This is a genomic window from Acidimicrobiia bacterium, assembly GCA_012959995.1.
In the GTDB taxonomy this organism is placed as follows: Bacteria; Actinomycetota; Acidimicrobiia; order Acidimicrobiales; family MedAcidi-G1; genus MedAcidi-G2B.
Genome location: DUCC01000034.1, coordinates 136,458 through 158,581 on the forward strand (window position 1 = coordinate 136,458; position 22,124 = coordinate 158,581).

The 22,124-nt window shown below is 59.2% G+C and carries 23 protein-coding genes; 20 read left to right on the plus strand and 3 right to left on the minus strand.

Annotation, left to right across the window (positions count from 1 at the left end; genetic code table 11):
* Positions 1 to 8: 8 nt before the first annotated feature.
* The gene (gene hemB, locus EYQ49_09605) at positions 9 to 983 is read left to right on the plus strand and encodes a porphobilinogen synthase (protein ID HIG26123.1); all 975 of its coding nucleotides are present in this window, start codon (positions 9 to 11) and stop codon (positions 981 to 983) included.
* Positions 980 to 2,341 carry a glutamate-1-semialdehyde-2,1-aminomutase gene (gene hemL / locus EYQ49_09610; GenBank protein HIG26124.1) on the plus strand — a complete coding sequence of 454 codons (1,362 nt, stop codon included), beginning with the start codon at positions 980 to 982 and terminating at the stop codon, positions 2,339 to 2,341. Before hemB ends, hemL begins: the two co-directional genes overlap by 4 nt.
* Here the strand turns inward: hemL and EYQ49_09615 are convergent.
* From EYQ49_09615 to EYQ49_09625, 3 genes are read right to left on the minus strand one after another with little or no spacing between them, the layout of a single operon-like run.
* Entirely contained in the window at positions 2,314 to 4,050 is a 1,737-nt protein-coding gene (locus tag EYQ49_09615; GenBank protein HIG26125.1) for a glucose-6-phosphate isomerase, read from the minus strand. The genes hemL and EYQ49_09615 overlap by 28 nt on opposite strands.
* A complete protein-coding gene (locus EYQ49_09620) occupies positions 3,971 to 5,236 on the minus strand; it encodes a geranylgeranyl reductase family protein (GenBank protein ID HIG26126.1) in 1,266 nt (421 codons plus the stop codon). Before EYQ49_09620 ends, EYQ49_09615 begins: the two co-directional genes overlap by 80 nt.
* 52 nt (positions 5,237 to 5,288) lie before the next feature.
* A complete protein-coding gene (locus tag EYQ49_09625; protein ID HIG26127.1) occupies positions 5,289 to 6,137 on the minus strand; it encodes a cytochrome c in 849 nt (282 codons plus the stop codon).
* Positions 6,138 to 6,348: 211 nt separating this feature from the next.
* Here EYQ49_09625 and EYQ49_09630 point away from each other — a divergent pair, with 211 nt between their 5' ends.
* The 18 genes from EYQ49_09630 (at position 6,349) to nuoK (ending at position 22,123) form a co-directional block, all read left to right on the plus strand.
* On the plus strand, positions 6,349 to 6,804 hold the full coding sequence (locus EYQ49_09630) for a hypothetical protein (GenBank protein ID HIG26128.1): 456 nt from the start codon (positions 6,349 to 6,351) through the stop codon (positions 6,802 to 6,804).
* The gene (locus EYQ49_09635; GenBank protein ID HIG26129.1) at positions 6,801 to 7,217 is read left to right on the plus strand and encodes a 4Fe-4S dicluster domain-containing protein; all 417 of its coding nucleotides are present in this window, start codon (positions 6,801 to 6,803) and stop codon (positions 7,215 to 7,217) included. Before EYQ49_09630 ends, EYQ49_09635 begins: the two co-directional genes overlap by 4 nt.
* Positions 7,218 to 7,313: 96 nt before the next feature.
* Positions 7,314 to 8,051: a DUF4405 domain-containing protein gene (locus EYQ49_09640; GenBank protein ID HIG26130.1), complete on the plus strand. Its 738-nt coding sequence runs from the start codon at positions 7,314 to 7,316 to the stop codon at positions 8,049 to 8,051.
* Between the two features lie 14 nt (positions 8,052 to 8,065).
* Entirely contained in the window at positions 8,066 to 8,788 is a 723-nt protein-coding gene (locus EYQ49_09645; GenBank protein HIG26131.1) for a menaquinol-cytochrome c reductase cytochrome b subunit, read from the plus strand.
* Between the two features lie 5 nt (positions 8,789 to 8,793).
* On the plus strand, positions 8,794 to 9,666 hold the full coding sequence (locus EYQ49_09650; protein HIG26132.1) for a hypothetical protein: 873 nt from the start codon (positions 8,794 to 8,796) through the stop codon (positions 9,664 to 9,666).
* A 33-nt stretch (positions 9,667 to 9,699) separates the two neighbouring features.
* Positions 9,700 to 10,914 carry a hypothetical protein gene (locus tag EYQ49_09655; GenBank protein HIG26133.1) on the plus strand — a complete coding sequence of 405 codons (1,215 nt, stop codon included), beginning with the start codon at positions 9,700 to 9,702 and terminating at the stop codon, positions 10,912 to 10,914.
* Positions 10,911 to 11,921: a hypothetical protein gene (locus EYQ49_09660; protein HIG26134.1), complete on the plus strand. Its 1,011-nt coding sequence runs from the start codon at positions 10,911 to 10,913 to the stop codon at positions 11,919 to 11,921. Before EYQ49_09655 ends, EYQ49_09660 begins: the two co-directional genes overlap by 4 nt.
* A 42-nt stretch (positions 11,922 to 11,963) precedes the next feature.
* Positions 11,964 to 12,470: an NADH-ubiquinone/plastoquinone oxidoreductase chain 3 gene (locus EYQ49_09665; GenBank protein ID HIG26135.1), complete on the plus strand. Its 507-nt coding sequence runs from the start codon at positions 11,964 to 11,966 to the stop codon at positions 12,468 to 12,470.
* On the plus strand, positions 12,470 to 13,081 hold the full coding sequence (locus tag EYQ49_09670) for an NADH-quinone oxidoreductase subunit B (protein ID HIG26136.1): 612 nt from the start codon (positions 12,470 to 12,472) through the stop codon (positions 13,079 to 13,081). Before EYQ49_09665 ends, EYQ49_09670 begins: the two co-directional genes overlap by 1 nt.
* On the plus strand, positions 13,078 to 13,620 hold the full coding sequence (locus EYQ49_09675; GenBank protein ID HIG26137.1) for an NADH-quinone oxidoreductase subunit C: 543 nt from the start codon (positions 13,078 to 13,080) through the stop codon (positions 13,618 to 13,620). The genes EYQ49_09670 and EYQ49_09675 overlap by 4 nt, the downstream gene beginning before the upstream one ends.
* Positions 13,620 to 14,915 carry an NADH-quinone oxidoreductase subunit D gene (locus tag EYQ49_09680; GenBank protein HIG26138.1) on the plus strand — a complete coding sequence of 432 codons (1,296 nt, stop codon included), beginning with the start codon at positions 13,620 to 13,622 and terminating at the stop codon, positions 14,913 to 14,915. Before EYQ49_09675 ends, EYQ49_09680 begins: the two co-directional genes overlap by 1 nt.
* Positions 14,915 to 15,562, plus strand: a complete 648-nt coding sequence (locus EYQ49_09685) for an NAD(P)H-dependent oxidoreductase subunit E (protein HIG26139.1) — start codon at positions 14,915 to 14,917, stop codon at positions 15,560 to 15,562. Before EYQ49_09680 ends, EYQ49_09685 begins: the two co-directional genes overlap by 1 nt.
* Entirely contained in the window at positions 15,559 to 16,968 is a 1,410-nt protein-coding gene (gene nuoF, locus EYQ49_09690; protein HIG26140.1) for an NADH-quinone oxidoreductase subunit NuoF, read from the plus strand. Before EYQ49_09685 ends, nuoF begins: the two co-directional genes overlap by 4 nt.
* A complete protein-coding gene (gene nuoG, locus EYQ49_09695) occupies positions 16,965 to 19,433 on the plus strand; it encodes an NADH-quinone oxidoreductase subunit NuoG (protein ID HIG26141.1) in 2,469 nt (822 codons plus the stop codon). Before nuoF ends, nuoG begins: the two co-directional genes overlap by 4 nt.
* The gene (nuoH, locus tag EYQ49_09700) at positions 19,430 to 20,635 is read left to right on the plus strand and encodes an NADH-quinone oxidoreductase subunit NuoH (protein HIG26142.1); all 1,206 of its coding nucleotides are present in this window, start codon (positions 19,430 to 19,432) and stop codon (positions 20,633 to 20,635) included. Before nuoG ends, nuoH begins: the two co-directional genes overlap by 4 nt.
* The gene (nuoI, locus tag EYQ49_09705) at positions 20,635 to 21,237 is read left to right on the plus strand and encodes an NADH-quinone oxidoreductase subunit NuoI (GenBank protein HIG26143.1); all 603 of its coding nucleotides are present in this window, start codon (positions 20,635 to 20,637) and stop codon (positions 21,235 to 21,237) included. The genes nuoH and nuoI overlap by 1 nt, the downstream gene beginning before the upstream one ends.
* Positions 21,237 to 21,818, plus strand: a complete 582-nt coding sequence (locus tag EYQ49_09710) for an NADH-quinone oxidoreductase subunit J (GenBank protein ID HIG26144.1) — start codon at positions 21,237 to 21,239, stop codon at positions 21,816 to 21,818. Before nuoI ends, EYQ49_09710 begins: the two co-directional genes overlap by 1 nt.
* Positions 21,818 to 22,123: an NADH-quinone oxidoreductase subunit NuoK gene (gene nuoK / locus EYQ49_09715; protein ID HIG26145.1), complete on the plus strand. Its 306-nt coding sequence runs from the start codon at positions 21,818 to 21,820 to the stop codon at positions 22,121 to 22,123. Before EYQ49_09710 ends, nuoK begins: the two co-directional genes overlap by 1 nt.
* Position 22,124 lies beyond the last annotated feature (1 nt).

Below are 22,124 nucleotides of genomic sequence, written 5' to 3' on the forward strand. Positions count from 1 at the left end.
ATCGCGCCGTGATCGAACGCCGCCCCCGCCGCCTCCGCCAAACCGCTGCCCTGCGCCGCCTAGTAGCCGAAACCCAACTTTCGGTAAACGACCTGGTGGCCCCCCTGTTTGTGCGCCAAGACATAACCGACCCCCAACCCATCGGCTCACTACCCGGCGTGGTGCAACACACCCGCCAAAGCCTGGTCGAAGAAGCCCGGCAACTCCGCGACCTGGGCGTACCGGCGCTCATCTTGTTTGGTATCCCCGAACACAAAGACGCCGTGGGATCCGAAGCCTGGAACCCCGACGGCATCGTGCAACAAGCCCTACGAGACCTGCGTGACGAACTGGGCGACGACATGGTGCTCATGGCCGACCTGTGCGTCGACGAATACACCGACCACGGCCACTGCGGCATCGTCACCGCCCAAGGCACGGTCGACAACGACGCCACCCTAGAGCTCTACCAACAAGCGGCCATCGCCCAAGCCGACGCCGGTGCCCACCTGACCGCCCCCTCCGGGATGATGGACGGCCAAGTAGCGGCCATCCGCTCCGCCCTAGACAGCGCCGGCCACTTAGACACGGCAATCCTGGCCTACGCCGCCAAATACGCTTCGTCGCTCTACGGGCCTTTCCGCGACGCAGTCGATGTAGAAATAGCCGACGGCGGCGACCGCAAGGGCTACCAACAAGACCCCGCCAACGCTCGAGAATCCATGATGGAAGTATTCCTCGACATTTCTGAAGGCGCCGACATGGTCATGGTCAAACCAGCCATGGCTTACCTCGACGTCATCACCAAAGTTCGCGCCGAAGTAGACGTACCGCTGGCCGCCTACCACGTAAGCGGCGAATACGCCATGATCAAAGCGGCCGCCGCTAACGGGTGGATAGACGGCGATGCCGTAGCCATGGAACACCTGTTGTCTATAAAACGAGCTGGTGCCGACTTCATTCTTACCTACCTCACTCGGTGGGCCGCCGAGGCTCTGCAGTGACCAGCAACGCTGAACTTTTTGCCCGAGCCCAAAAAGTTATTCCCGGAGGAGTCAACTCGCCAGTACGGGCCTTCGGCTCAGTAGGCGGCACCCCTTATTTTGTTACCCACGCCAAAGGCCCCCACATTTTTGACGCCGAAGGGCGCCAATACATTGACTACGTGCAGTCCTACGGGCCCGGCATATTAGGCCACGCCCACCCCAAGGTCATCGAAGCCATCACCACGGCAGCCGCCAAAGGAACCACCTACGGCGCACCCACCGAAGCCGAAATTGTCTTGGCCGAAATGGTGGTGGACCGCATCGCCGGCCTGGAATCAGTGCGCTTTGTCTCCAGCGGAACCGAAGCCACCATGTCGGCCCTGCGCCTGGCCCGCGGAGCCACCGGCCGAGACAAAATTGTAAAATTCGCCGGCTGCTACCACGGACACGCCGACGCCTTACTAGCCGCCGGAGGCAGCGGAGTAGCCAACCAAGGGCTCAGCGGCTGCGACGGAGTAACCGCCGGCGCAGTAGCCGACACCATCGTGGCCCCTTACAACGTGGTGCCCGAAATTGATAACACGGTGGCCGCCATCATTGTCGAACCAGTAGCAGCCAACATGGGCTTGGTAGCCCCCGCCGAGGGCTTTCTGCAAGGCTTGCGAGATGCTTGCGACGCCGCCGGTGCGCTCTTAATTTTTGATGAAGTCATCACCGGCTTTCGCTTATCGCACGGCGGGGCCGGCGAATACTTTGGCGTCACCCCCGACCTGTGGTGCTTCGGCAAGGTCATCGGCGGCGGCCTGCCGGTAGGAGCCTTCGGCGGGCCCTGGGAAATCATGCAACACCTCGCCCCCCTCGGCGGCGTGTACCAAGGCGGGACCTTGTCGGGAAACCCCCTGGCCATGGCCGCCGGGCGGGCCACGCTCGAGCTTTTAGACCACGCCGCCCACACCCAACTCGAAGCAACCGCCGCACGGCTAGCCGACGGATTCACCCAGGTGCTCAACCAAGCCGGCGTGGACGCCCAAGCCCCCCGAGTGGGCTCGCTGGTCGGGCTATTTTTTGGCAACACCCTGCCCACCAACTTTGACGAGGCCCAAGCCCTGGCCGAAAACGGCGTGTACCCCAAAATCTTCCACGGGTTACTCTCACGCGGCGTGGCCCTCGCCCCCGGTGCCTACGAAGCACTGTTCCCCAGCCTCTCTCACACCGACGCCATCATCGACCAAACCCTAGAAATCCTGGCCCAAGCAGCCGCCGACTGCGTTAAGAGGCAGGGGAGTGACATGGTATCTGACACCATGCCACGCAGCAAGAAAGCGATAGGGCGCAGCAAGCAGCGCCCCTACGAAGGGTTTCGCCACTCCCGGTAACGGGCCATCAAACTGTTAGTAGAAGAATCATGGTTGGGAGAACTCTCCGGGTCAGATAATTCGTCGGCAATACGCACCGCCAACTGTTTACCTAACTCCACCCCCCACTGATCAAACGGGTTAATACCCCACAAAACAGCCGCCGTTACCGTGCGGTGCTCATACAAAGCCACCAACTGACCCAACACCGACGGCGTCAACCGTTGCGCCAAAATCACCGTCGAAGGACGACCCCCGGCAAACGTACGGTGAGGAACCAACGCCGGAGCCACCCCGGTAGCCGCCACCTCTTGTTCACTCCGACCAAAAGCCAAAGCCTCAGCTTGGGCCAACAAATTGGCCATCAAAGCATCATTAACCCCGCCCGCCGGCTGAGCAAAACCAATGAAATCTACCGGAATGACCTCTGGCCCCTGATGCAACAACTGGAAAAAAGCATGCTGAGCATCGGTACCCGCCGCACCCCAAATAACCGCCCCCGTGGGGCCCTCCACCGGCCGGCCATCCACCGAAACCGACTTGCCCAAACTCTCCATCTCAAGTTGCTGCAAGTGATCAGGAAAGCGCCGCAAAGCATGACTATAAGGAACCACCGCTCGCGAGGCCGCCCCCCGAACCTGGCGATGCCAAACATCCAACAACCCCAACAACACCGGCACGCTGCGTTCCTCAGCCACTACCTGGTCATCGACCAAACGCATACCAGTCAACATCTCACCAAACCGCTCCGCCCCAATAGCGGCCATCAAACCCAACGACACCGACGAAGCCAACGAAAAACGACCCCCCACCCACTCAGGAAAAGTAAACACTTGATCGGCCGGAACCCCCCACGCTTCCGCCCGTTCGGGGGCCGCGGTAGCCGCCGCCAAATGCGCCGACACATCGTCACCGACCCCAGCAGCCAACCAAGCCTGAGCCTGCTCAGCAGCGGCCAAAGTCTCTGCCGTGGTAAACGTTTTCGAACAAACCACCACCAGCGTCGAAGCCGGGTCAAGGCCAGCCAAAGCTTGGGTTAAATCAGCCCGATCCAAATTAGCGGCCCACCGCACCGTGAGAGGGCCAGCAAACTCTGCCAACGCCTCAGCGGCCATAGTCGGGCCTAAATGCGAACCCCCGATACCCAAACTCACCACGGCACGAATAGCGTGACCCGTCGCCCCCGTTACCTGGCCGGCCCGCAAAGCATCAGTAAAAGCAGTCATCTGGCCCAACGTCTGATGTACCTCAGGTACCACGTTGACCCCATCAACCTCAATAACCGCATCAGCCGAAGCCCGCAACGCCGTATGTAACGCCGGGCGACCCTCCGTTTGGTTCACCACCTGGCCACCAATCATGGCAGCAAAAAATTCCGGCACCCCTCGCTGCTTAGCCAAGCGAAACAACAAATCTAAAGTAGCGGCATCTATCGGATGCTTAGCGACATCAACCCACAAGTCGCCCAACGCAAAACTCAAAGACTCCGCACGCTGCGGGTCGGCCACAAAACGGTCAACCAACGAAAGGTCAACTTGGTCGGCATTTAAGGCCACCAACTCGGGCCACACCGCAGCAGAATGAATACTCATCTCCCTATTGTCACCGCCCAAACAACCCGGTTGCACCATGGTGGGGAAAAAGAGAGAATTAAGGGTGAATGAGCCGATCAGGCAACACCCGTACCACGGCAGAAATAGCTCGATAAGTAGCCTCCGCCATGCCCGCATCTTCCTCACGCATCAAGTTGGCCATAACTCTTAACGCCCACTCCATCAACGGTTGTGAGCGCATACCCACCCGGGTCAACTCACGAATCAAGGTCGGGTTACCAATAATACGAGCGAACAAACTGGCCACCCGAAAATAGTCGCCGTACTCCTCGTCAAGCATGCCCGGGTAACGGGTCAACACTTCTGCATCGCCACGAGCCACCGCTTCGGCAATCAAACCGGCCGCCAAACGACCCGTCTCATAGGCGTAATCAATGCCCTCGCCATTAAACGGATTCACCGAACCAGCGGCATCGCCCACCACCAACCAGTTGGGGCCCGCCTTGGGGCCCACCGAACCAGCCATAGGCAAACGCCCACCAGTCGGCGGAGCAATAGGAGAAGTCGGGTCAATCTGCCAATGCTCCGGCAACGAATAAGCAAACTCTTCAAACAAATGACTGGTGTTAATCGATTTGTAATCGCGAAAAGTGGACAACAAACCAATACCTACATTGATGGTGCCGTTACCGACCGGAAAAATCCAGCCATAACCGGGCATGGCATTACCTTGCCGGTCACGTACATCGAGCGAACTTTCAATCCACGGATCATCATGCAACGGGCTCTCAAAATAGCCTCGAATAGCGATACCCATAGGGAAACTCTTGTCACGGGCCGTACCCAAAGCCCGGCCAAAACGAGAATTAGCGCCATCAGCGATAACCAAGTACCTGGCCCGAATTTCGTGTTCCGTATCTGAAGCTTTATCCAAAACCACGGCGCCCGTTATCTGGTCATTGGCGTCGGTCATGGGCCGCACCGCCTCGGTGCCCATCAACAACGTGGCCCCCGCCTCCACGGCATTGTCGGCCACAAAAGCATCTAAGTCGTAGCGCCGCACCACATAGCCATGACTCGGAAACACCTCATGGTCGGGCCACTTCATCTCTAACGTGCGGCCATGGGCAATAGCCCGCAAGCCATCAAACTTGTGGTACTTGGCCAACTCATCAGCCAGGCCCATCTCTTCGAGTTGATGTACGGCCCGAGGTGGCACGCCATCACCACAAGTTTTATCCCGAGGAAAAACCTTGCGCTCCACAAAAACCACATCAAGGCCCGCCTGAGCAGCCCAATAAGCGGTAGCGGCACCCGCCGGGCCGCCGCCCACAATTAAAAGGTCGTAAACGTGTTCAGCCATGAGACAAAACCTGCATTAGTAAGCCGCCCCCCAAAGGGAGGGCCACCATGGGTTAGTGGTCGCTGGCCAAAGGGGCCAGCAACTCGTGAAGTTCTTCAACAGTGCTGGATGCCGGGTCAAAATGTTCCGGCAAGTCAATGGTGCCACCAGCCACTGCGTGGTCAATGGCCTCAGCCAAAGCAACTGCTTTCGCTGACCCACCCAAGACGCCCCGCTCGTAAAGCGTGACCCCGAGTAGTTCTTCTGCGGTAAGGACATCGCCCCAACCAGGCATGCCCCCGTTGACGGTACGGCCCTCGCCGTAAGCATTGCCCGAGCCGTAGCCATCGGAACCCTTAACAATCCAATCAATTTGATCGGCTACATCTGGGAAAACGGTGACTAAGTCGCCGCTATCAAAAGCAGGACCAACCCCACCGGAACCGGTCGCACCGTGGCAAGAAGCGCAACGAGCACCATAAATAAGTTCACCCTCCGCCAAGACGCCATGTGATTCTTCTGGCGGTCGTTCAAGCGTGCCCACGTAAGCAAAAGCCCACAACGGCAACAAAATAAGGGCGCTGGCTGCCCACCAAGGAATCTTCTTGCGAGCATTGGCGGCCGCAACATAAGGGGCAACGGGCGCCGGAGGGGCTTCCTCGACAGGAGCGGCCGGCGTTGGCGCAGCAGCCGCTGGAGTTTCTACAACTTTGCTATCGGCCGCAGTATCAGCCGGGGCATCAGACTTATCGCCGCGCGCTTTTTTTGAACGCTTCAATAGGTGCTCAGGTATTTCAGTCAACGTGTTCTCCGGGGCGACGGTTTTAATGATGGACGGTAGGTCGAAACTTACCGTTAGGCACGTTCGGCAGGGTAGCGGGGACGGTAGGCCAAATGGTGTCTTAATGACCACCTCGGCCAAAAGAGTTCAAAAAGAAGTTGCAAGAGAATGCGTGGCAGAGGTGGTAGGGGCCACCTGCCGCGTGATAGAACTTGGACGTAAGAAAAAGAAGTCGACAGAGTTCTCTTGGCAAGTTGCCTTGGATCCCACTCGGTCGGTTACGCTGGTGTTCGCACCGGTTTGTGCAATATTTCACAAAGTCCCTATTCGTCTTGCGAGGAGTACCAACGACATGGTCGCGTTTGCCGCATCCATCATTGTCACCATGTTGCTCGTCTGGGGCGTCAACTGGTACCAAAAACGTTGCCCTCAAGACAAAGTCTTTACCTGGGGCGAAGCCATGGCCTTCGCCACCTACGTCTTCCTCATCCTCTTCTGGGTCTACGGCGTCGTACCCCACCAATGGCTCACCTGGGCCGACAGCGAACTCAACTGGCGCCCCGACCGCTACGTAGTCGGACCCACCCTCTTCTGGACCGGCGACCAAGGCATCGTGGAATGGGCCCTCCCCTTCACCACCACCTACCAACTACTCCGCGACTTCATCGCCGTCGGCATCTACATAGGGATCCTCGCCGGCAACGTTTCGATGTGGCGCTCTTGGCAAGAACGTGGCCAAGAAACAACCGCCCCCACCCCAACTTCAGAATACGGCCGCCCCTTGCTCAAAGAAGGAGCAGGTGCGTGAGCCTCGTAGACGCCAACCCGCCACTTCCTACCTTCATCGACGACTACGTCCTTCATCAGGTAGATGCCGACTGGCTGCTCAAATCGGTTAAACCCAAACAGTTCATTCACATCGACCAAGCCGAATGCATCATGTGCGAAGGCTGCGTCGACATCTGTCCATGGAAATGCATCCACATGGTGCAACCCGGGGCCATCGCTGAAGCCAACGGCACCGAACTTCCCGGTGACGACCCCAGCGACCACGTAATCTTCACCATCGACGACGATGCCTGCACCCGGTGTGCACTCTGCGTCGACCGGTGCCCCACTGGGGTAATCATTCTGGGTAAAATCAGCGCCGCCGGCGCCGACGGAGATGCCCATCAGCGCACCAACACTCATGGCTACGGCTATGGGATGCGGTTGGGTTAACACACAAAACTATCTAAATAACTTCTGCAGGGGAAAGAGAAAACGGTGGCCGAAGAAAACGGCAAGAAATCAACTGGGCAGGCGCTCCAAGAGCGCATGGGTCAGATGGGTGAACAGATGAAGGGCTCACAAGCCTGGGCGTCTATCTTCCGTCCTGGCTCAATCTTCCGCAAGGGCTACAGCGATAGCCCCCGGAACCGCTCATACGTGATCATGAACAGCGTGCTCTACCACCTTCACCCGGTGAAGGTAAAGCGCCACGCCGTCAAAGTCAGCTACACCCTTTGCCTCGGCGGGTTGAGCTTCTTTTTGTTCATCCTGCTCACCGTGACCGGCATTTTCTTAATGTTCTTCTACCGCCCCACCGCCGCACAGGCCTGGGACGACATCCAAATCTTGCAAACCGCCGTCGGTTTCGGCCTCTTGGTACGAAATATGCACCGCTGGGCCGCCCACCTCATGGTCATCTCGGTGTTCCTACACATGGCTCGAGTCTTCTACCACGGCGCCTACAAGCCACCGCGTGAATTCAACTGGGTCATCGGCGTCATGTTGCTGCAATTCACCCTGCTGCTTTCCTTCACCGGCTACCTCTTGCCCTGGGACCAACTCGCTCTCTGGGCGGTAACGGTAGGGACCAACATGATGGGCTTTACCCCGGTATTTGGTCAACAAGTACGTTTCGTCCTCTTGGGCGGCGTAGAAATCGGCACCGACACATTGTTGCGGTGGTACGTATTACACGTACTGATGTTGCCCTTTGTCCTGGTCATATTTATGGCTATCCACTTCTGGCGCGTCCGTAAAGACGGCGGCATCTCTGGACCTCTTTAGGCCGAGGAGACACCATGACTGAGATACCCGAACACCTCCGCAAACGAGCCGAAGAAGCTCGAGCAAAAGCCGCAGCCGCCCAAGGAGGCGACGCTCCAGCAGCCGACGCCCCCGCAGCCAGCGGCGACGCACCAGCCAGCGGAGACAAAATCCCCGCCAACCTCTTAGATCGCACCACACCAGCCACTGGTCAAGCAGTTCCAGCAGGCGACGGCGCCCCAGCCATGGGCAGCGGCCCCGACGGGCACACTCAACGCTTGTTGACCGTCGTAAAATCCGGGTCGATTCAAGACGTAAAAATGACCCCGCAAGACAAGGTCCACGTATGGCCCCACTTGCTGGTCATCGAATTCTTGGCCGCCCTAGCGATAACCCTGTTCACCACCCTGTTCTCCATCTTCGTCAACGCTCCCTTGCTGGAGTTAGCCGACTTCAACAAAACCCCCAACCCCTCGAAAGCCCCTTGGTATTTCTTGGGTCTGCAAGAACTGTTGACCATGTTCCACCCCATGGTGGCCGGGGTAACCATCCCCGGTATGGGCTTGATCCTTTTGGTCATGGCCCCCTACATGGATAAAAACCCTTCCAAGAAGCCAGAAGATCGCAAGTTCGCTATCTCGCTTATGACCGTGCACTTCATGTTCTGGGCCGTGCTGGTCATGATCGGATCGTTCTTCCGTGGCCCTGGATTCAACTTCGTGTTCCCCTGGAACGCCGGCCTCTTCTTCGAACTGTGAGCACTATGTCTATTATCGCCATCATCATCCTGGCCGTTTTGGCCGTCGCCGTTTTGGTCGGAGCATCAAAGCGCCGCGACCGCAGCGCAGCCGGCTTATCTAAAGAAGCTCGCCGCAACGATAAAGCCAACCCCGCTTTGGCCGATGCAGATGCCGACACCGGCCCAACCGGCCGTGAAGTAGAAGCCGCCGCCGTAACCGCCCGCAACGAAGCCGACGCCCCGGTAGTGCCCTCGGCCCCCGACGAGCCCTTCGTAACCCCCGACCCAGTAGCCCTCGGGGTTACCCGCCGACAATTCTTCAACCGCAGCCTGGTAGGCATGATGGGCTTCGGCCTCAGTGGCTTCGGCGCCGCCTGCATCGCCTTCCTCTGGCCACAAGGGGTCAGCGGCTTCGGCTCAAAAATTAAAGTCGGCAACATTATTGAAATCTTGGCCGAAATCAAAACTAACAACGGGTTCCTCTACAAACCCGAAGGCCGCATGTGGATTACCGCCTACCCCAACGGTGCCGTAGAAAAAGCCCGCAACACATACTCTGCCGTAGAACTCACCGGCATGACCGTTGGCGTAGACCAAGGCTTTGACGCCGGCGTAATTGCCCTCTACCAAAAATGCCCCCACCTGGGCTGCCGAGTACCCAACTGTGTGTCATCCCAATGGTTCGAATGCCCCTGCCACGGCTCGCAATACAACCAGGTTGGCGAAAAACGAGGCGGCCCCGCCCCGCGCGGCATGGACCGATTCGCCGTTTCCGTCGACGGAGGCGTGCTCACCGTAGATACCGGAACCATCGTCCAGGGCCCACCCATCGGGACCAACACCACCGGCCAAGAAGCCGAAGGACCCAACTGTATTAGTGAGGCAGGCGGCCACTAGGCCCGCCTTGTCCAGGAGAACCTCGAGAACCACATGACTTCACTTATCCTCGCCGCCAGCACCCAACGATCCATAGGTTGGGTCCTCGCCACCATCGTGGTGGTGGGCTTTGCCGTCTACCTGCTCTTCAGCTTCCGCATTGGCAAGCAAGAACTCGGATCAGAAATAGACACCGCCGCCAACCGCGTCCCCCACTACGACGACGACGAACTCGAAACCCGCCGTTTGGACTCTCACCTCGGCTGGTCGCTGGTAACCCTGGCCGCCGTATCAATGATCCTGCCCTTGTACTGGCTCATGGAACCGGCCCGCCAAGAAAACGCAGCCGAAACCTGGGTACGTCGCTTCGAAAGCCGCGGCGGACAAGAATTTGAAAGCGCCTGCTCAAGCTGTCACGGCCCCGGCGGCGTAGGCGGTGTAGCGGCCTTCACCCTGGTAGACAGCGACGGCGGATTCGTCGCCCAAGTGGACTGGAAAGCCCCGGCCCTAACCACCGTGCTTTCCCGCTACGACGAATCCGAAGTCGAGTTCATTTTGAACTACGGCCGGCCCGGCACCCCCATGCCCGCTTGGGGCCTTCCCGGTGGTGGCCCACTGACCGAACAACAAATTCACCAACTGGTGGTCTATCTGCGGTCTATTCAACTTGACCAAGACGAAGCCACCGCAGAAATCGCCTCCGGCATAGAAACCGGCGTTCGCAACATCGTGATGATGGATGCAGCAGCCGCCATAGACGCCGACGACATCGACGCTGCCGTAGCTGCTTGGCTCGAAGATGCGGTTGACCCGTCAAGCGACAATTACTTGGCTTACGGCGAACTTCTCTTCAATAACCCGGCCGCCCAAGGCGCCAACAGTTGTGCACGCTGCCACACACCCGGGTTCTCCTACGGAGCCACCAACGCCGACAGCACCGACGCCCTTTTAGCCGAGTGGCCGGGCCTTAGCGAAGGCGGACTACTCACCGGATGGCAACCCGGCGCCGGCCACGTAGGCCCCAGCCTCTCTGGCGTAGAAGCGCATTTCCCCACCGCCGATGGCCAAACCGACTTCGTGCTTTCTGGCTCTGAAGTAGGCGTGGGCTACGGCAACGCCCGCAGCGGCACCGGCATCATGCCGGGCTTTGGAGGCCGGGTCGACGACGACCTGCTCGACAAAGAAACCGGTAAATCCGTTAACTACAGCCAACTGCTGACCCGTGAACAAGCCGCTGCCATAGTGGCTTACGAGAGGAGCCTCCGATGAGCGCCCTACTTATTTTGGGCGGCATCGCCTGGGACCCAACCATTGCCGGCGCCTTAGTGGTCGCCACCGGGGTAGCCACCTTCATGGGTTCCATTTGGTTGATCCTGTCAACCAACACCGGCATTCGGGTCGGCACCTTGATCTCTTTCGCCGCCTTCTTCGGCTGGATGACTATTTTGGCCGTCACCTGGTGGATGTACGGTTCGGGCTGGAAAGGTGAAAGCCCCTCCTGGCAAGTGATTGACATCAACGTGGGCGACCTCGGCCAAAGCGCACTTTTGGAAGCCCGTTTGCTCCCCAACCTTGAAGACCTCAAAAGCGGCTACGAGTTGGTCTTAGAATCCGGCGACGCCACCGCCATGGCCGAATTCGCCACCCTGCCTTCCGCCGCCGACAACCCGGACCTTTCCGACGCCGAGTTGGCCGCCTTGCAGGCCTCACGCCAACTCCGCAACGAAACTATCACCCACTCAGAATTGGCTACCGTGGCGCCCAACGTGACCGACGCCGCCGGGTTTAACGACTTCAACGACTGGCATTTGTTAGCCACCACCCAAGCCGGCGATGCGCAAGCCCAAGCAATAGCCGACATATTGAACCACCCCTCCATGGGGTTCACCTCAAGCGCTGATTTTAAAATGTTGGACACCTACACCATGGGTGGCAAACCCACCCTGCAAGAAAACCCCAACCGTCTTGACCGCATCACCCACTGGATAACCAGTTCGGCTCGACTTACGCACCCCGTGCGCTACACGGTGGTGCAGTTGCAAGAAGTTGTTCACGTCACCGTGGCCCCCGGGGAAACCCCCACCCGCCCGGTGATTGACGAAGCCAAATCAGTGGTCTCCGTGATCATGGTTCGTGACCTCGGTTCGGTGCGTTTGCGCCCCGCTTTGGTTGCCTTGGGCTCATTGTTTATCTTTATCGCACTGTGTTATTGGCTCCACGTACGGGACAAAGAGGTTATGGCCCGTCGTGAGGAGTTCGAAAAAAACGGGAACTGACCAGGTGACCGCCCCCGCAGTCGCCGCCTCGCAGGTGTTGAGATGATTGGTCAATACTTACCCATCATCGCTTTAGGCACCTTGGCGACCCTCTTTGCCGCCTTGAGTTTCGTGGCCTCCAAATTGTTGGCGCCCCGCAGCCCCAACGACAAAAAACTTGCCCCCTACGAATGTGGCATCATCCCAGAAAAAGAAGCCCCCGAACGCTTCCCCGTGCGTTTCTTTTTGGTGGCCATGATCTTCATCGTGTTCGACATAGAGATCATCTTCTTCTACCCCTGGGCCATAGCCCACCGCCAAATCGGCCTCTTTGGTCTCATATCGGTAGTCATTTTTTCGGCCGCCGTATTTGAATCTTTTATCTACCTCATAGGCAACGGAGCATTGGAATGGGGCCCCGTCCGTCGACAGCGCTTTGCTGAAAGCCCCACTGGGCTGATTTCGGCCGGGCGCACCGTGGAATCAACCATTCGCCGGACCAACTCGGCGGAAGCCGGCATTCGAGTCGTAGGCACCGAAGGCCGCTTTAACGAAAACGAGCTGACCTAATGCCTCAACTCCCCATTTTGGGCAACACCCAGAACATCGCCAACGACGGCCTCGAAGGCCTCGACCACAACTTCGTTACCGCTCGCATCGAAGACCTCGTCAAATGGTCACGGGCTCGCAGCTGTTGGCCCGCCACTTTCGGCTTGGCCTGCTGCGCTCTTGAAATGATGGCCACCGGTGCCGCCCACTACGACCTGGCTCGCTACGGCATGGAGGTTTTTCGGGCCTCTCCTCGCCAAGCCGACTTGATGATCGTGGCCGGTCGTGTCTCACAAAAAATGGCCCCCGTGCTGCGGCAAATTTATGACCAAATGATGGAACCCAAATGGGTGATCTCCATGGGGGTATGTGCCTCCAGCGGCGGCATGTTTAACAACTACGCCATTGTGCAAGGAGTCGACCAAATAGTACCAGTCGACGTCTACGCCCCCGGTTGCCCTCCCGGCCCCGAAACCCTCATGCACGCCATCTTGACCCTGCACGAAAACATTCAAAATGGCGAACTAACCCGCCGCCGTGACGCCAACCAAGGCGGCGCAGCCATCGACCTCGCCCCCCTCGCCCCCACCGCAAACCAGTCGGTAGAACTGGGCGAAAAGGAGGGAGCATGACCGAAGAAAACACCGCTCCCCCAGAAGAAACCGACCAAGAAACCGTTGAAGAAGTTGACCTTGGACCGGTGGCCTACGGGGTACCGGTCACTGAATCCTTTGGCCAAACCGTGCTTCACCCCGCCCCCGACCAACTCATCGAAACGGTCACAGTCCTCCAGCAAGATGGATTTTGCATGGTTATCGATTTAACTGTCGTGGACTACCTGACCCACCCCGGGCGCACCGACTTGCCGGCCGCCGTAACCCCCCAACGCTTCGAAGTAGTGGTGGCGCTCATCAACCACCAACAAAGCACCCGCATTCGCCTCCGAGTACAAGCCGGCAACAACCAACCCACCGTGCCATCGTTGTTTGATCTATTCCCCGGCACCGAAGCCATGGAACGCGAAGCCTGGGACCTCTTCGGCGTAACCTTCACCGACCACCCCGACCACTCCCGCATCTTGATGCCCGACGACTGGGAAGGGCACCCCCTGCGCAAAGACCACGCCGTGGGCGATATCCCCGTGCAGTTCTCCACCACGGTAGGAAATTGATGACCGCCGACGACCTCACCTTGGCCCTCGGTGACCCCGAACGAGTACACCGCCGCGAACAAAGCGCCGTACTACGCATGAACGAAAACGACGCCGAAGCCCTAACCGGCGACCCAGAAAACCCCGAAGACGATCACCGCATGATCCTCAACATGGGCCCCCAACACCCCTCAACCCACGGGGTACTGCGCCTCATGCTGGAAATGGAAGGCGAAACGGTCATGCGCTCCAAGCCGGTCATCGGCTACCTGCATACCGGCATGGAAAAAACCGCCGAAGGCCTGACCTACCTGCAGGGGCCCACCAACGTGACCCGCATGGACTACGCCGCCCCGCTTTTTTCTGAACTGGCCTTCTCGCTGACCGTAGAAAAACTCTTAGGTATCGAAGTACCGGCCCGCGCCACTTGGATACGAATGCTGATGTGCGAACTCAACCGAGTGTCATCGCACCTGCTATTCCAAGCCACCAACGGCATGGACTTAGGCGCCGTTTCCATGATGATTTACGGGTGGCGCGAACGAGAAGAAATACTGCGCTTCTTCGAAAAAGTTACCGGCCTGCGCATGAACCACAACTACATTCGCCCCGGCGGGGTAGCGGCCGACCTACACGACGGATGGCGCCAAGACGTACGAGAACTCCTCGACATGCTGCCCGCCCGCCTCAAAGAATACGACACCCTGCTCACCAACCAGCCCATCTTTCAAGAACGGCTCCAAGGCGTCGGGGTACTCAACCCGGCAGAAGCGCTAGCACTTTCGGCCACCGGACCCATCTTGCGTTCCACCGGCTACTCCTGGGACCTCCGCCGTCACGCCCCCTACATGTTCTACGACCAAGTGGACTTCGACGTAGTAGTCGGCACCTGGGGTGACTGCTTCGACCGTTACGCCATCCGCCAAAACGAAATACGCGAATCGCTGCGCATCATCGAACAAATACTCGACCTCATGCCCGAAGGCGACTACCGGGTACAAAACAAAAAAGTAACCCCCCCACCCCGTGTACGCATTGACGAATCAATGGAAGCACTCATCCATCACTTCAAAATCTTCACCGAAGGTTTTCATGTGCCCGAAGGCGAAGCGTACGTAGCGGTAGAAAGCCCCCGCGGCGAGTTGGGCTGCTACATCGTTTCCGACGGCACCCCCAAGCCCTACCGCATGCACATCCGTGGCCCCAGTTTTGTAAATTTACAAACCCTGCCCCACCTGATGGAAGGCGGGCTCATCGCCGACGGGGTAGCCGTAATTTCTTCGGTAGACCCCATCATGGGCGAGGTGGACCGCTAATGAGCCACTTCACCGAACTCAATGCTCGTCGAGCCCACGAAATCATCAGCCACTACCCCCGGGCCCGCTCGGCCATTATTCCCCTTCTGCACCTTGCCCAAGAACAAGAGGGGTGGATCACCAACGACGCCATGACCCAAATAGCAGAACTCACTGGTGCCACTGCCGCCGAAGTCCTCGGCACCGGCAGCTTCTACGAAATGTTCAAATTCCACCCGGTAGGTCGCTACCTAGTGAACGTCTGCACCAACATCTCTTGCCAACTACTGGGCGGCGAAGAACTCCTCGAACACGCCGAAACCGCCCTGGGGATCACCGACGGGCAAACCTCCGACGACGGATTATTTACCCTAGAAGACGTGGAATGCGTGGCTGCCTGCACCGAAGCCCCTTGCTTCACCGTCAACTACCGGTACTTCCACCGGGCCACCCCCGAAACCTTCAGCGAAGTAGTGGCCGAATTACGAGCCGGCCGCAGTCCCATGGAAAAAGGCCAACAAGGCGACCGAGGAGAAATCCCCGACCACGGCACACTGTCTCGCACCCTGCAACACATACCCGCCGACCGTAAAGCGGGCATCGTGGCCCCCGAAGAAGCCGCCCAAGCCCCCGGCTGGATGCCTACCGAAACGGGGGAAAACGCATGACCGCCGAGGCCCCCGCTTTCGCCGCCGGTTTCATAAACAACGAAGGCCCCAAGCTCATCACCGGCCGCTTCGCCCTCGAAGACTCGTTCACCCTCGAACGTTCGCTGGCCACCGGCGGCTACGACGGGCTCAAAAAAGCACTCGCTCGCCCCCCCGCAGACGTACACCGCGAAGTACGAGACGCCGTACTGCTAGGCCGCGGCGGCGCAGGTTTCCCCGCTGGAGTCAAATGGGGATTCTGTCCCGAAGGCGTATGGCCCCGCTACCTGGTGGTCAACGGCGACGAAAGCGAACCCGGCACCTACAAAGACCGTCTCCTGATGGAACGCGACCCCCACCAACTCATCGAAGGCTGCCTCATCGCCTGCTACGCCCTGGGCCTCTCCCAATGCTTTCTCTACGTACGCGGCGAAATGGCTTTAGCCCAAGAACGCATCGCCACCGCCCTCAACGAGGCCTACGCCGACGGCCGAGTAGGCCGCAACATCATGGGCACCGATTTTTCCGTGGACATCGTGTTGCACTGGGGAGCCGGCGCTTACATCGTGGGCGAAGAAACAGCCCTCATCGAAAGCCTGGAAGGCAACCGCGGCATGCCCCGCCTCAAGCCCCCGTACTTTCCGGCGGCCATCGGCCTCTACGGCCAACCAACCATTGTCAACAATGTAGAAACCTTGGCCAACCTGCCTTGGATCATGGACAACGGAGCCGAGGCCTACAAAACCATGGGCTCCGAAACCTCCCCCGGGACCCGGCTCTTCGCCGTCTCGGGCCACGTCAACCGGCCCGGCGTATACGAAGTAGAACAAGGAGTCACCACCTTTCGTGACCTGTTCTACGGCGATAATTTCTGCCAAGGCATACGCAACGGAAACGACCTCAAAGCGTTCATCCCGGGCGGCGGGTCAGCCCCCTGGTTTTTTGAAGAACACCTCGACCTCCCCCTCGAAGCCCGCCCCGTAGGAGCCGCCGGCTCCATGCTGGGTTCCGGCGCCATCGTGGTCATGGACCACACCACCGACGCCGTTAAAGCCTGCCTACGCCTGGTGCGCTTCTACGCTCGGGAATCCTGCGGCAAATGCGCACCGTGTCGAGAAGGCACCACCTGGGAAGAAAAAGTCTTACGCCGCATCTACGAAGGCCAAGGCCGCCCCAGCGACCTCGACTTGTTAGAAGACATCGGCGACAACATCAGCCCCGGACCCTACCCAGTGGCCTCCTTCGCTGACCAAGACCTCGAAGCAGTGCCCTTCCCGCCCAAACAAACCACCATCTGCCCACTCGGGCCCTCATCGGTGGCTCCTATTTCTTCAGCCCTACGCCGTTTCCGCCCCGAATTCGAAGCACTCATCACCTTGCGCGACAGCATTGCCGTCAGCGCCGCCCCCACCCCGGAGGACGTATGAGCGACGAAACCTCCCCCGGGGTAGAAATCACCCTCAATGGCGAAACGGTGCTGGCCCACCCCGGCGAACTCCTTATCGACGCCGCCGAACGCATGGGCACAGAAATCCCACGCTTCTGCCACCACACCCGCCTCAAGCCGGTCGGCATGTGCCGCATGTGCCTCGTCGAAGTCGATACCGGACGCGGCTCAGCCCTACAACCCTCCTGCATGGTGACCTGCACCCCCAACATGGTGGTCGACACCGAATCAGAAACCGTAGCCAAAGCCCAAGACGGCGTGCTGGAATTCCTGCTTATCAACCACCCCTTGGATTGCCCGGTTTGCGACAAAGGCGGCGAATGCCCCCTCCAAGACCAAACCATGGCGTACGGCCCCGGCGAAAGCCGCTTCGTAGAAGAAAAACGCCGCTACGAAAAACCAATTCCCCTCAACGAAAATGTGTTCATGGACCGCGAACGGTGCATTTTGTGCGACCGTTGTACCCGTTTCGCCGGCGATGTCGCAGGTGACCAACTCATCCACTTCCAAGGCCGGGGCGCCCAAACCGAAGTCAACACCTTCCCCGAAGAACCCTTTAGCTCATACTTCAGCGGCAACACCGTACAAATTTGCCCCGTCGGCGCATTAACGGCCAAGCCCTACCGCTTCAAAGCCCGCCCCTGGGACCTCAACGAAACCGAATCAACCTCCATGGTGGACTCCGTTGGCAGTCGCATCTCTATTGAATCTTCACGCGGCCAGGTGCTTCGCTTGCAAGGCGTAGATTCCGACGCCGTCAACTGGGGCTGGTTATCCGACAAAGAACGCTTCATCTTCGAGGCCTACGAACACCCCGAACGTCTCGTCACCCCCCTGATGCGTAACGGCGAAACCGGCAACCAAGAACCCACCTCATGGGACCACGCCCTCGAAGCCGCCGCCGAACTACTCGCCAACACCGACCCCGACCGTCTTGCGGTAATCGGCGGCGCACGCTTAACCAACGAATCGCAATACGCCTGGGCCAAATTGGCCAAAGGCGTGTTAGGCACCGACCACGTGGACGCGCAACTCTGCGACGGCCTCCCTGCACACTTCATGCTGGGCCTGCCCCGAGCCACCATTGATCAGGCCTGCACTCCCGGAGGCACGGTGGTCTTAATGGGCCCCGACCCCAAAGAAGAACTGGGCGCCCTTTATCTGCGCCTGCGTCACGCCGTGGTTCACGACGGGGTGACCCTCATAGAACTCACCCCCCGAGCCACCGGCCTCACCCCTTACGCCGCGCATTCGCTACGGGTACGCCCCGGCGAAGCCGCCGAAGCGATTCGGGCCATGTTCGGTGAAGGCGGCGTGGCCCCCAGCGGCGGCATCACCCCCGAAACCGCACAAGCCGCCGGAGCCTTACTGCAGGCCGCCGACACGGTCACCGTGTTGTTGGGCCGAGCATCTTTAGCCGAAGCCGAAGGCCCAGTTATGGACGCTGCTCTGGCGCTCCACGACCGCTTGCCTGAGGTTCGTTACCTCTCGCTGTTGCGCCGCTCCAACGTACACGGCGCCATCGATATGGGTCTGGCCCCCGGTCTATTGCCGGGCCGCACCACCCTGGTAGCAGGCCGCACCAACCTGGCTCAAGCCTGGCCCGGTCTGCCCAAAGAAACCGGACGTTCCACACAAAAGACTCTCGAAGCCGCCGCCGACGGCCAAGTCGACGTCTTAATTCTGTTAGGGGCCGACCTTCTGGCCGATGTGCCCGACGGAGACCTGGCCCGGCGAGCCTTAGAAAAAGCCGGCACGGTGATTGCCTTAGACCTCTTTGACACGGCCACCGTGGCCCAAGCCGATCTGGTACTTCCCGCCGCCGGCCCTACCGAAGTAAACGGCACCTTCACCAACCTCGAAGGACGAGTCAGCCCAGTTTCTCGCCAAGTGACCCCACCGGGAACCGCCCGCCCCGATTGGATGATCGCCGTGGACTTAGCCGAGCGGTTAGGCACCGACCTGGGCTTCACCAGTCCTGAAAAAATATGGCAAGAAATAACCGAAGTATCAGCGGCCCACACCGGCCTCACCGAACAACTGGCCGCCGACCCGCTCCAAGGAGCCTTGGCCACCGGTGCTCTGGCCCTTTATCGTCCTGAACCCACCGAGGTAGCCCGCCACGATGCGTATTCTTTCCGTTTGGTGGTCTCTCGCTCGATGTACGACCAAGGGGTGTTCACCGCCCACAGTCGCTCACTGTCTGGTTTGGCTCCTACCACTTGCCTCGCTTTTGAACCCACCGACTTTGCCGCTTTAGGCATCGAAGCCGGCCAAAGCGTTGAGACCACCGGCCCGCGAGGCACGATGGCCGTTACCGTCGGCATCGACCCTCGAGTAGCCAAGGGCACGGTCCACCTTGGCTTCAACCAAGCCGGAGCCACCGCCACCGAGTTCATCGATTCCTCGGTGCCAGTAACCGACCTTACGGTGGTGCCCAAATGAATCTGCTGGCCCTTGACCCACTGCTCAGCGGTGACATTGACCTGACCATCGTGCTCATCGTGCTGCTCAAAGCGGGAATTGCTTTCACCTTCTTGCTGATCTCCGTCATGCTTATGGTTTGGTTTGAACGCAAGCTCATCAGCGACATGCAAAACCGTATCGGCCCCGACGTGGCCGGACCGTGGGGCATTTTGCAAACCCTGGCCGACGGCATCAAGTTGTTCTTTAAGGAAGATTTGATCCCCGAACGAGCCGACCGGTTTGTTTTCAAACTGGCCCCCTATCTCTCCTTAGTGCCGGCCTTTTTGGTTTTCGCTGTCGTGCCCATTGGGGGAGACTTCCGCAACGACGCCGGCGGGGTGGTGACCTGGTTCGGTCACCAAACCTTGCTTCAAGTAGCCGACCCACCGGTAGGCATCCTCTTTTTCTTAGCCATGTCATCAATCGCCGTTTACGGCGTCATGTTGGCCGGCTGGGCCTCGGGCTCTAAATACCCACTGCTGGGTGCGGTACGAGCCTCGGCACAAATGATCAGCTACGAAGCCGCCTTGGGCCTCGCCATGGCCACGGTATTTTTGATGAGCGGCACCCTGTCTACCAACGGCATCGTGGCCGACCAAGCCACCTGGAACTGGAACGCCGTGACCACCGGGATCGTGCCCTTTATTATCTTCTTGCTGGCCGGCACCGCCGAACTCAACCGCCCACCCTTTGACTTGGTAGAAGCCGAACAAGAACTGGTAGGTGGTTTTCACACCGAATACAGTTCACTACGTTTCGCCCTGTTTTTCTTGGCCGAATTTATGAACGTCATCACCATGTCGGCCATCGCGGTAACCCTGTTCTTAGGCGGACCCAACGGCCCGATCCTCATCGAATCAATAGCTTGGCTCTGGCCACCGCTCTGGTTCTTTGCCAAAGTAGGGGTCTTCCTCTTCACCTTCGTGTGGCTTCGTGCCACCCTGCCTCGTTTTCGCTACGACCAACTCATGGACCTCGGCTGGAAAATGCTGATCCCCGCCGCCTTAGGTTGGTTCCTGCTGATTGCCGCCTTAAACATCGGCGGCGACCGAGGCTGGCCCACCTGGGCTGTGGTCGGAACCGGCATGGTGGTTGGGGTGCTGGGCTATTTTGCTCTCACCGGTGCCATACGCAAAGCCACACTGGACCGAGCTGGCCAAGACTTTGAAGGAGTGAACTAATGGGGTACTTCCAAGGCTTCGCCATTACCTTTAAAAAACTTTGGGAAAAACGGGTCACCGTGCCCTACCCCGAACAAAAACGCGACAAACCAGCCCGCCTGCACGGCCGCCACGTACTCAACCGTTACGAAGACGGCATGGAAAAATGCATCGGCTGCGAACTCTGCGCCGGGGTATGCCCCGCCAACTGCATTTACGTGCGAGGCGCCGATAACCCGCCCGATCACCCGGTCTCGCCGGGGGAGCGCTACGGCTTTGTCTACGAAATCAACTACCTGCGTTGCATTCATTGCGACCTGTGTGTTGAAGCCTGCCCCACCCAAGCCATTACCGAAACAAAACTCTTCGAGTTTTCGTTCACCAACCGCACCGACGCCGTCTATACCAAAGACGAACTGATGGTCGACGCCGCAACCGGCCAACCCCAGCACTTGCCGTGGGAAGACTGGCGACCCGGAGAAGACCAAGACACCTCAGGCTGGATGCGCGCTACCTCACCTAGCGGATCCGCTGAACACACCGGTTTGGTGGCTTGGACCGGCGAACTGGGCTACGGCATTCGTGCCCCCGAAACCGGCCAACGCAGCGAGAAAGAAAACTAATGGACGCTGCAGTTTTTCTCATTAGCGCCGTGGTGGTCCTGTCAGGGGCCGTCGGCGTGCTGTTGGCCCGCAACCCGATACACGCCGCCTTGTTTCTCGTAGAAACCCTTTTCGGCATCGCCGTACTCTTCATCTTGTTAGACGCCACCTTTTTGGCCGCCGTTCAAGTAGTGGTGTACGCCGGAGCCATCGTCATTTTGTTTCTCTTCGTCATCATGTTGCTGGGCGTCGACCGAGCCGACGATCTAGGTATCGAACCCATCGCCGGCCAACGCCCCATGGCGGCCGTCATCGGAGCCTCTTTGCTGGGCCTCACCTTGACCACCTTGTTGATCGCCGTAAACGGCCCCACCGGAGACGCCGGGACCACCGCGGTACTCGGCAACGCCGAAACTAACACCCGTCTTTTAGGCGAAGCACTTTTTACCAACCACGTTTTTGCCGTAGAACTCACCGCACTTCTGTTGACGGTGGCCATTGTGGGAGCAGTAGTGCTGGCCCGCCGCATTAGCGGGCCCCTGCAATCTCTACCCGGCGTAGCTATCGCCGTGGCCGACGATCAAGAAACCGAGGAGAACTAATGGAGGTCACCACCACCTGGTACTTGGTTTTGGGAGCGGTGCTCTTTGCTTTGGGCACGGTCGGCGTTTTAACCCGCCGCAACCCACTAGTTATGTTCATGTGCGTTGAACTCATGCTCAACGCCGTCACCCTCACCTTGGTGGCCTTTGGCGCCGCCCTCGGCGACCTGGGCGGGCAAGTATCAGTGTTCTTTGTGCTGGTAGTAGCCGCCGCCGAAGTGGTCGTCGGTTTAGCAATCATCGTGGCCATAACCCGCCGCCGTCCCGGTACCACCGTGGACGATCTCTCGGTATTAGGAGGCTAGG

What these genes read in the sequence shown, in the direction of transcription:
- EYQ49_09615 (HIG26125.1), bottom strand. Translation starts at nt 4,050, where the DNA reads ATGCGGGCATGGCGGAGGCTACTTATCGAGCTATTTCTGCCGTGGTAC.
- EYQ49_09620 (HIG26126.1), bottom strand. Translation starts at nt 5,236, where the DNA reads ATGGCTGAACACGTTTACGACCTTTTAATTGTGGGCGGCGGCCCGGCG.
- EYQ49_09630 (HIG26128.1), top strand. Translation starts at nt 6,349, where the DNA reads ATGGTCGCGTTTGCCGCATCCATCATTGTCACCATGTTGCTCGTCTGG.
- EYQ49_09640 (HIG26130.1), top strand. Translation starts at nt 7,314, where the DNA reads ATGGGTCAGATGGGTGAACAGATGAAGGGCTCACAAGCCTGGGCGTCT.
- EYQ49_09645 (HIG26131.1), top strand. Translation starts at nt 8,066, where the DNA reads ATGACTGAGATACCCGAACACCTCCGCAAACGAGCCGAAGAAGCTCGA.
- EYQ49_09650 (HIG26132.1), top strand. Translation starts at nt 8,794, where the DNA reads ATGTCTATTATCGCCATCATCATCCTGGCCGTTTTGGCCGTCGCCGTT.
- EYQ49_09655 (HIG26133.1), top strand. Translation starts at nt 9,700, where the DNA reads ATGACTTCACTTATCCTCGCCGCCAGCACCCAACGATCCATAGGTTGG.
- EYQ49_09660 (HIG26134.1), top strand. Translation starts at nt 10,911, where the DNA reads ATGAGCGCCCTACTTATTTTGGGCGGCATCGCCTGGGACCCAACCATT.
- EYQ49_09665 (HIG26135.1), top strand. Translation starts at nt 11,964, where the DNA reads ATGATTGGTCAATACTTACCCATCATCGCTTTAGGCACCTTGGCGACC.
- EYQ49_09670 (HIG26136.1), top strand. Translation starts at nt 12,470, where the DNA reads ATGCCTCAACTCCCCATTTTGGGCAACACCCAGAACATCGCCAACGAC.
- EYQ49_09675 (HIG26137.1), top strand. Translation starts at nt 13,078, where the DNA reads ATGACCGAAGAAAACACCGCTCCCCCAGAAGAAACCGACCAAGAAACC.
- EYQ49_09680 (HIG26138.1), top strand. Translation starts at nt 13,620, where the DNA reads ATGACCGCCGACGACCTCACCTTGGCCCTCGGTGACCCCGAACGAGTA.
- EYQ49_09685 (HIG26139.1), top strand. Translation starts at nt 14,915, where the DNA reads ATGAGCCACTTCACCGAACTCAATGCTCGTCGAGCCCACGAAATCATC.
- nuoF (HIG26140.1), top strand. Translation starts at nt 15,559, where the DNA reads ATGACCGCCGAGGCCCCCGCTTTCGCCGCCGGTTTCATAAACAACGAA.
- nuoG (HIG26141.1), top strand. Translation starts at nt 16,965, where the DNA reads ATGAGCGACGAAACCTCCCCCGGGGTAGAAATCACCCTCAATGGCGAA.
- nuoH (HIG26142.1), top strand. Translation starts at nt 19,430, where the DNA reads ATGAATCTGCTGGCCCTTGACCCACTGCTCAGCGGTGACATTGACCTG.
- nuoI (HIG26143.1), top strand. Translation starts at nt 20,635, where the DNA reads ATGGGGTACTTCCAAGGCTTCGCCATTACCTTTAAAAAACTTTGGGAA.
- EYQ49_09710 (HIG26144.1), top strand. Translation starts at nt 21,237, where the DNA reads ATGGACGCTGCAGTTTTTCTCATTAGCGCCGTGGTGGTCCTGTCAGGG.
- nuoK (HIG26145.1), top strand. Translation starts at nt 21,818, where the DNA reads ATGGAGGTCACCACCACCTGGTACTTGGTTTTGGGAGCGGTGCTCTTT.